Below are 14,256 nucleotides of genomic sequence, written 5' to 3'. Positions count from 1 at the left end.
GTGCTGGTGATCGCATTGTCAGGTTACCTGCCGACGGGCGAGCGTGACGTCGCCATGGCGGGCAGGCGCCTGGATATCGGCGGTGCCGTGTTGGTTGCCGGGGGCGCCGCGACGCTGGTGTTTGCGTTCGCCAACAGCGAGCACGTCGGGCTTGCGTCTCCAATCACCTTTGGGCTGGTTGCCCTGGCTTTGGGTTTGCTCGCCTTGTTCGTCTGGGTCGAAAGCAAGGTGGAATACCCGTTGATGCCTATCCCGATTTTCTGGCGACGCATGACGGGGGGCGCGAACCTGGTGTCGCTGCTCGCGAACACGGCACTGGGCCCGACGTTTGTCGTCGTGGCGTTGTACATGCAGGAAGTCCTCGGTTTTACCGCGACCCAGACGGGGTTGGGGCTGCTGCCGATGGCGATTGCCTTCACCCTCTCCAGTGCCTGGGTAGGCCCGAGCCTGATCGCCAAGGTTGATACCAAGCCGGTCATTCTGGGGGGCATGGCGTTGTTCGTCTGTGGTCTGGCCCTGCTCGGCCTGTGCCTGGCTGCAGATACCTCCTGGGCCGGCTCTATCCTTCCCGGCACGTTGCTGGCGGGCATTGGGTATGGCATCGCGTTTCCTGCCTGGACAGTGGCGGGTATTGAAGGCGTGGATGCCGTCGACCATGGCTTGGCGGGAGGCATGCTGACCACGACCCAGGAGGTGGGTTCGGCAGTTGGCTTGGCCGTGGGGGTGGCGGTGAGCATCGCTGTTTTGGCGGGCGGCGGCACTGAAGTACAAGGCTTCAGCTACGCCATCCTGGTTTCCGCCTGCATGGTGGTGGTCGGCGCTGTATGTGCCGCACTCATCTTGCCCGGCAAGGTCCAAAGCGTGGCTGTCGCAACGTAAGCTCACCCGTCAACCGCTGACCTGGCTCGCCCTCGTCTTCTGAACTGACGAGGGCGAGCTGCGGTAACGCGCCACAGCGACTGCCCAATCAGGCCGCCGGACCTTCCAGTTGTACTTTCCACGGCGGCACGAAGGCCAGATCGTCACGCGAAAACTCGGCTTCAAGCGCCAACAACCCTCGCTTCTTGTCCAGACCACCGCTGTAGCCGGTCAGGTGACCCGTGGCGGCGATTACGCGATGGCAGGGCACGATGATCGATATCGGATTGACCGCGTTGGCCATGCCGATAGCACGAGCGGAGGAGGGCTTGCCCATTGCCTTTGCCAACTCGCCATACGTGGTAGTGGTTCCGTAGGGGATCTCCCTGAGCAACGCCCAAGCTTCTTTGAGAAACGCACTGCCAGCGGGGGCGAGCGGTATGTCGAATGTTTGGCGGGTACCGCAGAGGTATTCACGCAATTGCAGGCAAACCGCAGCGGCAGCCTGCTGATCCAGGATGGCGTCTCGGTATTCAGGCCTTTCGCTGAAATCGAGCCTTATCAGTGCACCATTTTGGTCAAGCAGCATGTGGATCATGCCCAGGCGGCTATCGAGATAGCCTTGGAACAGGCGCGTTTGGGCAATAGACATGTTAGCGGTCTCCGGTTACGAGGCTGAGCAGGGGAGTGCCCGCCGGGCACTCCAGGTATCGAGCGCTTACCAGTGCTGAGGGAAGGGCAAAGGACCGCTACGTGAGGGGAACAGGGGCAGTACTTCTTCTGCCAGTTCCTGAAGAATCTCTTTTGCCGGGCGTTCCGCCATCTGGATGCCCAGTGCGGCGTGGTTAACGCCGGCATCGCGCCATTCGCCAAGCAGCTCGATCAGCCCGTTACGCCCGGTCTTGAGTACATACCCGCCCCGTAGCGGCGTGCGCGGGAAGTCCGGGTCCACCGCCAAATCGATCCATTCATTGGTCATGTGCGGACGGAAACCACCGCTCGGGATGTTGGCGCGCCAGGTGCGGATTTTTTCCGCCAGGCGGCGCGGCCCCATGATGTTCTGGGTGGAATCGGGAAAGGTCAGCCAACCATCGGCGTGTTCGCCCAGCCATTGCATGGATTGCCGAGAAGAGCCGGTAACGATCAGCGGAATACGGCCTGTAACGGGCTTTGGCAGCAGTTGTGCTTCGCTCAGGTGGCCAAGCGGCGAATGGATCATCGGCGCTTTTACTTGCAGCAATTGCCGAAAGTAATCCACCGAATGGGCAAAGCGTTCACCGCGCTCGCTATGCTCGAGCCCATAGGCGGGGAACTCCACTGGGCGATCGCCTGATGCGATGCCCATCACCAGCCTTCCTCCCGACAGTTGGTCTATGGTCGCAGCGGCTTTGGCCAAGTCTATGGGGTGGCGTAGCGAGAAAATCGCGCTACCGGTCACAAGGCTGACCTGCTTGGTGCGTGCGGCAAGATAGGCAAGGTAAGTGAACGGATCAAACAACTGCCCCGCATCACCAAATGAAGGGTCGTACAGGGGGACATCGCGGACCCAGGTGGCGGCAAAGCCCAGCCGATCGATTTCACTGACTAAATCCGCCTGGCCGGTGAGTACCGACATATCACCTTCGTAAAACCGCAGCGGCAAGAAGATCCCCAGCGTCAGTTGGTGTTGCTCGAACATGCGGCGGTAGCCAGGGTGCCCGGCGAAAGTCGCGGCATCCGCTCCCCGGATCGATGAAGGCGCAATGTGCGTTACGTTTTCGCTCATACCAGTTCCTTGGTGGGTGGGGTTATGGGCCAGTCGCCGGGTGCGGCAGCGAAATGCCACGTTGCACGGCTGGACGCAGGGCGACGCGCTCATACCAGCCCGTCAGATGGCGATGCTGGCTGAAGTCGAAATGGATGATGCGGGCGATGTGCATCCAGCCGAAGGTGGCTATATCGGCGATCGAATATTCGTCGCCCGCCAGCCATGTGTGCTCTGCCAAGCGCTGATCGAGTGTGCTGAATGTCGATTCAGTCAATTCCCGATAGCGCGCGATGGTTGCCGGGTTTGTTGAGCTTTCGAATAACTCGAAATGCACGCGTTGGCCCAACAAGGGTCCCATGCTTGAGGTATGGAACATCAGCCAGGTGATGGCCGACCAGTGTGCCTGCGGTTCCTCGGGCAACAGGCGAGCTGTTTTCTGCGCCAGGTAAAGCAGGATGGCGGCGGACTCGAACAGGGTTATGCCTGTCGCAGTGTCCATCAGTACGGGGATTCGTCCATGCGGGTTGAGTTGGAGAAAGTCAGGTTGACGGTTCTCTCCCTGCTCAATATGGACGTGCTTCAAGGTGTAGGGGAGCCCCAATTCCTCCAGGGCAATGGTGATTTTGAAACCGTTGGGTGAGCTGTCGGTATAGAGAATGAGGTCAGGCGTTTTCGTCATTGTTTTAACCTTGAGGAACCACGGACTAGTCGAGTTGCTAATAGTCATGGTAGTCAAGAAAAAACGGGTTTAGAAACGATGATTTTTATTTCGTGGCATTAGTATTTCTAAATCATGATCGGGTTTTCACATTCGTATAGAAAATAGTGCCTTTGGAAAACTGCAACGCACTAGAAACAAACAGTTACTATTTATTAGTGGCGTTGCCATGTGCGGCAGCAGCGTGCTGAAAAAAACAAATAGTCAATTTCCGTTAAGTCCCCATTCGCGGGAAAGAGTCTACAAGTAAGAAGATGCCGTTAGTACCAGCATGGTGTGGGTGATATTCGAGCTTGCGCGTAGTGTAGTCGCCGTATGTTGGTGGGGCTTAAGTTGAGGTTAGAAAAACTAAATCATGGAGTTAGGTAAAATGATTATACATTTATAAACGCCAATGATAATTTTTTGAAGTTGCCGAAACTGGCCTGAATCAGTGAAGTGCTTTGGCGGTTTGAAGTCGAGACAAATAATAGTAAGGCGTATGTATCGTGATGAGCTGGGTAATGGCGGTCGCGTAAAATGACGTCGTCTGCTGATCATCTTTTGAAAGGAGTCGGAATGAGTATGCATGCACATTATGAGGTGATTGGCGTGGGCTTTGGCCCTTCCAATATCGCCATGGCAATTGCGCTTGAAGAGGAGTCGCCCAGCACGCGATGTCTGTTTCTCGAGAAGGCTGCATCCAGCCAGTGGCAAACAGGGTTGTTGTTGGCAAATTCGGATATTCAGAACCACCCGTTGCGTGACCTTGCAACGCCGCGTAATCCCAAAAGCCATTATTCGTTCACCAACTATTTGTTTGAACAAGGGCGTTTGTTCGAGCACCTGAATATGGGCTTGTATTATCCCTATCGCTATGAATACCGCGATTACATCAAATGGGCGGCGGAACACTTCAATGCGAGTGTCGAGTATTCAACCGCCGTTACCGAAGTCATCCTGCTCCCCGCCGGTGACGGGCCTGCGCGTTTTAAGGTGACTACCGATTCCGGAAAGGTCTTCACCTGCAACAATCTTGTTATGGCAACTGGGCGAACTTCCTACTTTCCGTCGGTGCTCAATGCGATCGCGCCGACCAGCCTGGTACATGGCGCGCATTTCAACTCGATCATTGACCGTATCGTGTCTGGCGAGATTCGCAGCGTGGCGGTAGTTGGCGGCAGCCAATCGGCAATTGAGATCATGCTCTACCTGTCCAGTACATTCCCGCAGGTTAGCGTGCATGGGGTTTCGCGCAAATTCGGCTACCGCATGAAAGACAGTTCGCCTTTCACCGGCCAAGTGTACTTTCCAAGTTTTGTAGACCTCTTCTACAACAGTTCGGCCGCGCACAAACAACGCCTTAAGGATGATCTTCATCTGACTAACTATGCGGCATCGGACGCCGATGTGCTGGACGAGTTGTACCGCGCTGTTTATCGAGATAAACACTTTGGGAACAACAAACTGACGATCCACAACTCAGTGGAAGTCGCCAGCGCCGTCATGATTGATTCGAAAGTTTCACTGGAGTTGGTCACCGCACACAGCGATGAAGAGATTAAGTCGGTGGAAGTCGACCTGGTTGTGTCGGCAACCGGTTTTCGCGATTTCGGCCCCCTCGAACATCAGGAACTTCACCCCTCCTTGCTGAGTGCGCTCTACCCGCATATCGCCAAGCACGAACATAGGAATGGCTGCCAGTGCGTGACGCGATGCTCGAATCTAGAGCCGTCGGCGTAGCGCCAGTCGATGCCGTTCCAGTAGAGGAATCGGGATCCTTTCGCGAATATCTGCGCAGCCTTGGCAGGCGTGTAGGCGATGACGTGGTGCTTTCCGCCACGCTTTGGCAGATCGGGCAGCCGGTCGCTGCACTTGATCCAATCGCTCATGGCGACCTCCAGTGCTTGGGGTTAGGCGTTAACGACTGAAGCCAAATGCGCCCGGGATGCCCGAACACGATCAGCAGCTGTTTGAAGTTCGGCGCCGAGAGCCTTAAGCGCGCCGAGGTGAATCATTTCCCGCCCGCGAATCAGCGTTCCTTGATAGGTGCGGCTGTCGCAAGTGGAGACCGCCACGGTCACGCCGTTGACGGAGACCGAGTAGCCAGACTGGCCGCTATGTCCGCGAACAGTTGCGAGGCGTTCCGAAGCGATCTGGTAAGACTTTTCGGCTGACTCCAGAGCCTTTACCGCCTCCGTGACAGCCTCCGTGTAACTGCTCATGACTTGCTCCATCTGGTTGATCCAACAAAACTCGGCTGCACTCATCCGTTCCGCTGGTTGCCGTTGGGCGCGGAGGGGAGTGCATGCGGGTGGTGTCGGGGAAGAGGACGCTGCTGTTGGCGGATGAAGTGCAGCAATCTGCTAGCATTCAGCCCGCTGGGCGGAAGAAAGGCTGATCGCTTGTGCCCGCTTTGAATGACTACTTAGGGAAAAGATATGTCGGTCTACTCAGTTACCATCCCCTGTTTCGCACAGATGCTGCGATCCCTATCGTCTCTTTTGTCTAAGGGCGAGACTTGCGCTCGTGAACGCGGCTATGACTCGCAAATTCTGCTTGAAGCTCGGCTTGCACCGGATATGCACAATCTAGCCCGACAAGTTCAGTATGCTTGTACTCAGGCGCAGGAGGCGGTCCAGCGGCTTACACAACAGCCGTTGCAATCGCTCGCTCCCCCCGAAAACTTGGCTGCAGCGAAGGCACTGATCGAGCGTACTCTGGCGGTTCTTGGTTCGGTGGACCGTGCCCAGGTGGATGAAGGTGCAGAGCGACAAATCGCTATCGCGCTACCAAATGGCATAACTTTCGATATGACCGGCAGTGAATACGCGGTGAATTGGGTCACGCCACAGTTCTATTTTCATCTAGTCACGGCGTACAACATCCTTCGTCATAACGGTGTACCTCTCGGGAAAGCTGATTACGTACAGCACATATTCGCCTACCAGCGGCAGTATTAGGCCCTCGGCCGCGCCCCTAATAAGGGCGTCCGCTTTCATTGATGGTCGACACGGTGTTTTTTCCGTTCGAATATCAGTACAGCTGCAACCTTTGATCTGCTTGGATTTGTCCGTATCGGGGTGTGATCTAACCGCCACTGTGAAGCGATGCCGCGACTATGGCCGGGCAAAATGGGTCTGGGTTAGATCACACCCCGATGCGCTCTCATAGAGAGGATCGGGCAGTTAACGACAGGGGATCTGATCGAGAACTTCACGACTGAAGGCCTGGATATTCATGTGCGCCTTGACCGTCATCTGCTGGCGCTTTTTGATGTGGTCGCGAAGCGCGATGTCGGCGAGATCCGCCGGATCAGCTTCAAGCGATGCGATTGCTTCCTCGACGCCGCCGAACCACTTTGCGAGCCGCCGAGCGCAAGAGGCCGCCGCCTCGTTCACTACCTCTTCACTTGCTTCGAATACTGAATTGCTCATAGTTGTTTCTCCCACTGGCTTTCGAATGCCTCCCGGGGTGTGAGAGGCATTTGTAAAGCCAGATGGCCAGTGTTCGCGCGTAGTTGCGTCGGCGCAATGCAGTGCACTTTCTTCCGCTTATTTTTCCAGAGAATGACTCTGTGCAAAAAGAATTGCGGTCGAGATATCGAGCGATATGGAAGCAAACGACTTCATCAGCAAGGATTGCGGCAGTGCCCAATCCCACTTTTCGCGCAGCATGTTTTCCACCTCCGAAAGTATCGAGTCTAGATCAGCAGCATCCAGGCTTCCGACTTCCTTCAGTGCCATTTGGGTTCGACCGATGTCGGCGTCAACCTCAATGGTAAGGCCTGCGTTATCACAAGAAAGGCCGACATGATTGAGTAACAAGCGCAGTGCATCGTTGGCATGATCACCTAGCCAGCTCATCAGATAACACTTACCGCCCGACTCAACTATGTAGCGCTTACCAAGTCCCAGCGAAACAAATGTCTTTCGAGCCTCGTCGAGAAGCTCTTGAGCCCCTTGATCAATAAAGGGGCAGGGGATTGTGTCTGCCAAGACGGCTCGCATTTCTTGGCGTACGTTGTCATGCACCATCGCACCCAGACCATCGAACTGAGGAGGGGCACCACCGCGTGCTGCTGAAACGATGATGACTTTGGCCTGGAGATCAACATCACGAACCTGCCACCTCCGGCCTCCGAAAATAATGCGCTGATCCTTGGTCAGTGGACGGCTTACCGGCACAGATCCCAGTGCCCTACCATCGCATACAAGGCGAAATTCTTCGTCGCTGGTGAATGCGCTGTAGAACTCATAGTGGTTGATCAATCGCTCTCCAACTGTCCCAGGAAGAAGCAACCCTGAGCTGTCCTGAACAATGAGCTCGTGCTCGCCGAGCGCCTTGAGCAACTTCACAAAGTCTGGTTTCTCAACTTTTGGAAATGCTCCCTCAGCAATCAAACTTTTCCAGAGATCTGCAGCAGATGCACCGCCGCACTGGGCAATCACTGAAAGACATTGTTGAACGAGGGTGGACGCGTGAATGCCTTGAGCCCTGGGAGGTTCAAACCACCCCTTGGCCAGCAGTCGAACCATGGCAATGGTTTGAACCAAGCCTTGGCGCAGTTGATCCGAGAGGCTCGATCCATCTTTGAGTGGCGATTCCTTGCAGTAAACGCGCAGCGTTGCTTTTTCTCCTGGGCGCCTTCCCGATCGCCCTAGACGTTGTCGCAGACTCGCCACCGATGGTGGGGCACCAATCTGCACGACTGTTTTGATGCTGCCGATGTCTATGCCGAGCTCAAGCGTCGTGGTGCAAATCGCGGATGCTGCATGAGTCCCTGCCTTGAGAGCATGTTCTGCTTGCTCACGTAAGTCCTTCGAAAGGCTACCGTGATGAGGCCAGAATTCGTTAGGCACGCCGTCTTTCTCGCAGCGCCGTCGCAGTTGATCTGCGTACCATTCAACCTGAGACCGGCTGTTTGGGAAAATCAGGTTGTTACTGCCGCGTAACACCTTGTAAAGATGATCAGCGATCGCGAAGTCTGGGCTTGCCTCGTTCTCTGTCTCGTCTTCATTTTCCGCCTGGTCAGAGAGCTTTACGGGCTTCTTCTTGAGCTCGCTCATGGGTGGCTGAATGTAACCACGAACTTGCACCTGGAGAGTCTGGTTGGAGCTTTTTGATTCAATGACGGTAACGCCATCGGCATTTCCCGGGCGCAAAAACTCCGACGCCATCTTCATATCGCCGAGGGTGGCTGAGAGCCCGACTCTAGGGAGACGGTGGCCGGCAACAAGTTCTACCCGATGCATTAGCGACTGAAGTTGCTTGCCTCGTTCGCTACCGATGAACGCATGCAGCTCATCCACGACGATATAACGCAGGTGCTGGAACACCCCGCCAAGACTTGAACCGCGGTTGACGAACAGGGCTTCAAGGGATTCAGGAGTGATCAGAAGCACCCCCTCAGGGGACTTCAAAAAGCGATGTTTTTTGCTTGAGGAGATGTCCCCGTGCCAAGCCACTACGGGAATCTCAAGCTGCTCACAAAGACGGCTTAACCTGTCCCACTGGTCGTTGATCAGGGCCTTGAGCGGGCTGATATACAGCACCGAACCGGGTGGATCATCACGATTCAGCAAATTGGTGAGTATGGGAAGAAAAGCAGCCTCGGTTTTGCCTGCCGCTGTTGCTGCGGCGATGATGACATCCTGATCGGCATCCACCAGAACAGGTACCGCCCATTCCTGGGCGTCGCGCAAGGAAGTCCAGCCTTCCGCCCAAACCCATCTCTGGATTCGGGACTCAAGTTGATCGAAACCCGATGACTCAGAGTGTGAAGGTGGCAAGTTCATCGTCCGCATCGACTTTGGTATCGTCTTCGCCGCCTGAGTCCCTGGCGACCTCGACGGCTCCAAGCAGCATTCGCCAATCGGCGCCCGGGTTTTGCTCCAAGATGGCGAGCAGGTTGATGAACGCTGTGATCGTGGTACGTGGCGTGCGGAAGTAAGCTTCTCCCAGGCGCTGATTACAATGCGCCATAAACAGCGGGAGCGCCTCGTCAGGCAGTAAGTACTTTTCAGCATCTCCGCCAGCGTATACGTGACGAAGTTTCTGAAGCAGTACGTAGAAGTCTTCCGGGGTCAGGCTGGTCAGGCGAATGACCGGCCCCGACAGATCCACCAATCCTGATTTTGCAAACGAGTTCTCGGCCAATCGAGATTGCAGGGCAGGGTAGCTGAATAGCCCCCGACGAGTGTCCATCAAAAACTCAGGAGTGCCACCTAAAACGAAACCAAGCCCTTCGGACGATCCCTGCAGAGAGTCGTTGAGAATACGGAGGATCTGTTCGTAATTGGCATTACGAGCTTGGGTATTGGCCAGTTTGTAGAGGTTGACCAGTTCGTCGAGGCAGATCATCAGACCGCCAAAACCTGCAAGTCTGACGAATCTCGACAGGAGCTTGAGCTGATCGTAGACGGAGGCATCATCAATGATGGTTCGTACACCCAAGGCTGCTCGGGCATCAGTCTTAGTGGTGAACTCTCCACGCAACCAACGGATGGCGTCGGCCTTGAGCTGCTCGTTGCCTTCTTCGAAACCTCGGCAATAGGCGGCAATCACCTCCGCAAAATCATACCCGTTGACCATCTCGGTCAGCTCGGCCAAGTGAGCCCGAATAACAGTCTCGCTGTCCGTACCCGCCGCCTTGGCTTCGGTTTTGGCCTGAGAGATGAATTTCTCAACAATGCCTTGCATAGCCCCTCCGTCGGGCTTCGTACGAGTCGACATGTTTTTAGCCAACTCGGAGTAAAGCGAACGTGCTTGTCCACCCGTGGCATGTAATCTGCGATCTGGGTTCAAGTCGGCATGCATGGTGACAAGCTTGCGCTCCATGGCAATGGCTCGTACCAGGTTCAGAAAGAACGTCTTGCCCGCACCGTACTCGCCAATGACGACTCGAAATGCCGATCCACTTTCAACCAGGCGATTGACGTCCTTAATCAGTGCATCTAGTTCGCCTACCCGGCCAACCTGAATCAGGTGTTGGCCCACGCGAGGAACGACGCCTGCGCGTAGCGACTGGATGACCGCATCGCGATCCTTGGCTCTGATAGTGCTCATAGGGCTAACTCTTCCAGAATGTCTGTATTGATCTCGACAGGGTCATCACCCTCAGTGACGGGCATGTCGAAACGTTCAAAAGCCATGTCGTTAATTTGTTCCAGGGCACCATCGAGCATCAGCTCCATGTCGCTGGCGGCAGCTTCAAGTTCGGAGCGGCTCCACTCAGGGCGTGAGATCAGCAACCGAAGGAATGCAGAGTGTTCCAAATCGAGACCATCAATGTCTGCACTCGATTCTTGTACTGATTCTGCCACATCGACCAACTGTTCCGGTTCGTCAACCTGGTCATCAGTGAAGACTTTGGCAAGGAGGGCGGAGACCTCTGCGGTTTCTCGTTGCAGTTCTGCAATGCGCTCGTGATCAAGCACGAACCCTTGATTCGCAGTGGCGGTGATCGGGGTACCAGGCTCGGAACGAGGAATGCCGGCTTTTGGTTTTACGGAGGCAATACTTGCTCCAGATACAGCACCGTGGAGATCGCTGTACAGCAACTGACTGTCCAGCTGCAGGGCCTTGTAAACGCGCTCAAGAAGTTTCACTTCCAATGGGCTGACGATGCCATCAGCTTGCGCCAGATGGGCCAGGAAGCTGGCAATCGTGCGTTTGGCTTCGACCGTTAGTGGGTCGAGTTTTTTCTTCAGGCTGGCCAGCGTTGGTGGTTGCTGGATCTGGATTCGCAGGTGTGCTTTAAGGCGTTTTCGATGGGCCACACTCAGGTGATTCCAGGAGTCGATGTGTTGAGCAAGCAGCGTAACTTCCTCAGTGGAGGTATCACCATCGGCAGAAGCCACAGCACTAGCAAGGTCGAGCGTCACCGAAGCAGCATTGTAGGCTGCAGAAGCTCGCAGTGACCCGTCTTCTGGTTGAGTCACGAACAGCGCGATTTGATCCTCTGCCTTCGGTGTCTTACTGCCAGCCAGTACGTCGGGTTCAATACCGATGTGAAGCGATTCCAGTGCGCGGGCAAGTGCAAGTACTTTGTCGCGGGACAGGGCGCCGGCGCTCTTGAACCGGCCTGCGAGTTCGCCAAAGCTCATGACAATCAGGTCGTCGCCAATTCTGAATTGAAGCTCGTCCAATTCTGTACGGGCGGCCGTCGGCCAGAGAGCGACGGGAAGCTGCAAAAGACCTTCGAGAGCTTCTGCGCTATCAGGGTTGCGGCCCAAATATCGGCTGTAGGGTTCAAGCTCGGTAGTGCATAGCTCAACCAGCAACTGCAGGCTTTTTCGTGTGCCTGACGTGGCCAGGATATCAGGAAGGTCACCCAAGCTAAGCGTGGGCGCCATTAAGACCGCGGAGGCCGGCCGATAGCTGGTTTTAAGCTTGGTCTTGTTCTGCGCCAGGATAAGACCCTTAGGATGGGCGCTTGTGTACTTAAGCTTGAACAGTCTCGAAAAGACATCCTTACAGCGGGTCACGGGCGTGCGTTTGCTGATGTTGGGGTCAGCTAGCGCCCAGGCTAATGCCCAATCGGCATCAAGGGGGCGCTTGTTGGAGGCGAATTGCCCCAGACCTACGCGCAGTGGCAGTGGCATCTCGTAGCTATAAGCGACAACGTTGGGAGGTGGGCCAAGGTAAAGGTCTGGATCGATCTTGGTGTTGCTCAGGTAATCTAGAAAACCTTCCGCATATCCCCTGAACGACCTATTTTCCCCGTAGATACTCAATAGGCGCTGGACTTCTTCGACGATCAAAGGAAGCTCAGCCTTGACGCCTGGGTCACTCACTGCGTCAACGAGTGCTCGACGTTCTAGACCATAGAAATACAAAAAGACGTAGCCGGTGTCTGCCAGAGGGTAACGACGACCACCCTCCAGCCATTGAAGATATCCACGGCGAGCCTCTGACGTGATGGAGTGAAAACTGGGCCAATAGGACATCAGCCGTTCTTCTAGATCGACGTGTGTCTTTGCGATACGGAGCTTGGGGTTTATCAGTGAGGGTTCTTCGGCATCGTGCCGGCCACCTAGCACGGTGCCCATATAGAACATGCCACCGGGAATTGAAAAACCGGAAACGGTGACAGATTCACCTGCTGGCACCCAGCGAACATCAGGTTTTTGCGTGCTCGCATTTGGAATTTTGAAGGACTTTGAAGATGCTGATCCGAGTTGGACAGTGTAAAAATCAGAGGCTTCCTCAGTGCCCATATGGCTCCCTGAAACCTCACGCATAGAGAAAGCGAGGCCTGATCGTTGATGCTCTCGCAGATGTTCCGTCTCCGAAATGGCCACTGACAATTGCTCGGCATGTCGCCTTGAGCGACGAACCAGCAGCCAAAAAACCGCGGCAATGCAAGCAATAACACCAATGGCGATCCAAGCATTTTTCGGGATCGATGCGACTGCGCCGAAGGCCAGAGCGAAAATGATCAGGATGCCGTTACTTGTGGAGTTTTTTGCCTTCTTCCTTGCCATGAGTCGTTTCAACCTTGAAAGATGGGTGCTGGCGCAATGGCAGTATCCGATAATTGCCCTACGAGAACCATGGGCTGAGGAACGCTATTGATCGGAAAATTTTGCTTGCGCACGGATAGCTACAATCATCAAAGTAGCTTTTCAGCAGAAGCGCGCAGATCATCCCCCTCCATTGCTGATAGCTGCGATTCATTGTGGGCAGCTATCGGCCAGAAGTGGAAGCTCACTAGTCGATGATGCTAGCCCCGTTCGCAGAAGCTAGGATTGTTGCGTTGGCCATCTCTTCTCGACTAGCCGTGGCTTGCGCCTATGCCTTGGCGGTTTTCTTGTGCTCGTTGGGATTGATCTGCTCATCGGTGAGCGCTCGGGCTTGGTTGCGTGCCTTGCGGATGTCCGTCAGGGATTTGCGCGGCCAAGACCCGCAGGCGTACTCTTTGTTCTGCTCGCCCCACCGATAGCGATAGAAAAAGCTGACCAACACGCCGTCCTTGTGCACTGAAATTCGACCGGCTAGATTGCCATCCTCCCGGAGGATTCGGCCGGCATCGTTGGCAGTCAGTGCCTCGAGTTCTTTGATGGTAATTTTGGCCATGAAATGGATTCCCCCTACTTTTACCCCCACAAAAACGTCGGCTCTTGATGGACGTTCCTGGACTCTCGTAGAGCAGAACACGGCTTTAGCTCAAGTAAATACTCGCTTAGAAAATCCAGAGTAAAATTTTGGAGTCTTCCAAGAAGTATGAAAAAGGAGATGGGGTGCTAGGGGTCGAGTGTTCGAATCACTCCGTCCCGACCATATAATTCAATGACCTAGGCCAATGTTCACAGCATTGGCCTTTTTCATGGGCGTGACATTTGCGTGACTTGTCGATTTCTCACGCCTGTCTCCTCAAAATTTTCAGGACCGGTCCACGCGAATCGGTTGCGGATACCTTGTTCGCAGCTTCAATCAGATGCCCGAGCTCAGCGCCCGAGTTCAGGACGGCCCTTGGGAAGGCCAGGACGTCGATAGCCGGATAGTGCGACGTACGGAATCAACACCAGCGGCCTGCTCGCACACCTACCATTTTGCAGAAAGCCAGTACCTGGCGAGCTTCACTTGGTTTCTAAGGCCTATCTGACCTTTGATGCATAAATCCTCTAGTTCCTCGGCTGACCTCGGAGGATCCTTTTTCGGGCTAGGTTTTAGGCCGTCTTGATAGGTTGGGCCAAACTCCGGAGTGGCCTCCGAAAGGAGTCGGATCGCTTTCGCGTAGTCATCCTCAAGGTCTTGGGGTAGGGTGCCGCACGCTGCTTTTGCGTGCTGATAGACCTGCCCCCACATGAAGCCCGATTTGTCGGGGGTGTTTAGATCCGAATAGGTATCGGCTGCTGCAGATGCGTAGTAAAAAGTCAGCGACATTGCAGCTATTAAAAGTTGCTTATGCATCGTTAGTTGACCCTTCCATGGCTATGAAGGCCGTTTT

At 55.1% G+C, this 14,256-nt stretch carries 13 protein-coding genes and 2 pseudogenes; 3 read left to right on the top strand and 12 right to left on the bottom strand.

From position 1 onward, the window contains the following. Positions 1-6: 6 nt before the first annotated feature. Positions 7-879 (top strand): MFS transporter, encoded by an 873-nt coding sequence (locus ACA047_RS19210; protein WP_497351968.1) that lies wholly within the window; start codon positions 7-9, stop codon positions 877-879. An 88-nt stretch (positions 880-967) separates the two neighbouring features. On the opposite strand, the gene ACA047_RS19205 is transcribed toward ACA047_RS19210, so the two are convergent. The 3 genes from ACA047_RS19205 to ACA047_RS19195 form a co-directional block, all read right to left on the bottom strand. Next, positions 968-1,510 (bottom strand): methylated-DNA--[protein]-cysteine S-methyltransferase, encoded by a 543-nt coding sequence (locus ACA047_RS19205; RefSeq protein ID WP_497351966.1) that lies wholly within the window; start codon positions 1,508-1,510, stop codon positions 968-970. A 66-nt stretch (positions 1,511-1,576) separates the two neighbouring features. After that, complete coding sequence (locus ACA047_RS19200; RefSeq protein ID WP_030131238.1) at positions 1,577-2,623, bottom strand: LLM class oxidoreductase; 1,047 nt, start codon at positions 2,621-2,623, stop codon at positions 1,577-1,579. Positions 2,624-2,645: 22 nt separating this feature from the next. After that, the gene (locus tag ACA047_RS19195) at positions 2,646-3,284 is read right to left on the bottom strand and encodes a glutathione S-transferase family protein (RefSeq protein WP_052965351.1); all 639 of its coding nucleotides are present in this window, start codon (positions 3,282-3,284) and stop codon (positions 2,646-2,648) included. 597 nt (positions 3,285-3,881) lie between these two features. Between ACA047_RS19195 and ACA047_RS19190 the strand changes: the two genes are divergently transcribed. After that, on the top strand, positions 3,882-5,045 hold the full coding sequence (locus ACA047_RS19190; RefSeq protein ID WP_497351963.1) for a SidA/IucD/PvdA family monooxygenase: 1,164 nt from the start codon (positions 3,882-3,884) through the stop codon (positions 5,043-5,045). Here the strand turns inward: ACA047_RS19190 and ACA047_RS19185 are convergent. Together ACA047_RS19185 and ACA047_RS19180 are read right to left on the bottom strand one after the other, a co-directional pair. Then, positions 4,964-5,194 (bottom strand): DUF551 domain-containing protein, encoded by a 231-nt coding sequence (locus ACA047_RS19185; protein ID WP_497351961.1) that lies wholly within the window; start codon positions 5,192-5,194, stop codon positions 4,964-4,966. The two genes, ACA047_RS19190 and ACA047_RS19185, sit on opposite strands and share 82 nt — an antisense overlap. 21 nt (positions 5,195-5,215) lie before the next feature. After that, positions 5,216-5,527, bottom strand: a complete 312-nt coding sequence (locus tag ACA047_RS19180; RefSeq protein ID WP_497351959.1) for a hypothetical protein — start codon at positions 5,525-5,527, stop codon at positions 5,216-5,218. A gap of 216 nt (positions 5,528-5,743) precedes the next feature. Here ACA047_RS19180 and ACA047_RS19175 point away from each other — a divergent pair, with 216 nt between their 5' ends. Beyond that, positions 5,744-6,265 carry a DUF1993 domain-containing protein gene (locus tag ACA047_RS19175; protein WP_497351957.1) on the top strand — a complete coding sequence of 174 codons (522 nt, stop codon included), beginning with the start codon at positions 5,744-5,746 and terminating at the stop codon, positions 6,263-6,265. Positions 6,266-6,490: 225 nt separating this feature from the next. Here ACA047_RS19175 and ACA047_RS19170 read toward each other — a convergent pair whose 3' ends face one another. From ACA047_RS19170 to ACA047_RS19140, 7 genes and pseudogenes are all read right to left on the bottom strand, one after another. Beyond that, entirely contained in the window at positions 6,491-6,739 is a 249-nt protein-coding gene (locus ACA047_RS19170; protein WP_497351955.1) for a hypothetical protein, read from the bottom strand. 117 nt (positions 6,740-6,856) lie between these two features. Next, positions 6,857-9,100, bottom strand: a complete 2,244-nt coding sequence (locus ACA047_RS19165; protein WP_497351953.1) for a DEAD/DEAH box helicase — start codon at positions 9,098-9,100, stop codon at positions 6,857-6,859. Further along, a complete protein-coding gene (locus tag ACA047_RS19160) occupies positions 9,075-10,370 on the bottom strand; it encodes an ATP-binding protein (RefSeq protein WP_099549924.1) in 1,296 nt (431 codons plus the stop codon). Before ACA047_RS19160 ends, ACA047_RS19165 begins: the two co-directional genes overlap by 26 nt. Continuing rightward, positions 10,367-12,790: a tellurite resistance TerB family protein gene (locus ACA047_RS19155; protein ID WP_497351950.1), complete on the bottom strand. Its 2,424-nt coding sequence runs from the start codon at positions 12,788-12,790 to the stop codon at positions 10,367-10,369. Before ACA047_RS19155 ends, ACA047_RS19160 begins: the two co-directional genes overlap by 4 nt. A 310-nt stretch (positions 12,791-13,100) precedes the next feature. Further along, positions 13,101-13,382, bottom strand: a pseudogene (locus ACA047_RS19150) (Arm DNA-binding domain-containing protein); the annotation flags it as partial. A 283-nt stretch (positions 13,383-13,665) separates the two neighbouring features. Next, positions 13,666-13,764: pseudogene (locus ACA047_RS19145) on the bottom strand (integrase); the annotation flags it as partial. 86 nt (positions 13,765-13,850) lie between these two features. Further along, a complete protein-coding gene (locus tag ACA047_RS19140; protein ID WP_497351948.1) occupies positions 13,851-14,219 on the bottom strand; it encodes a hypothetical protein in 369 nt (122 codons plus the stop codon). Between the last annotated feature and the right edge of the window lie 37 nt (positions 14,220-14,256).

This window comes from Pseudomonas sp. LBUM1664 (genome assembly GCF_059695895.1).
This window is presented reverse-complemented; position numbering and strand designations above follow the sequence as displayed.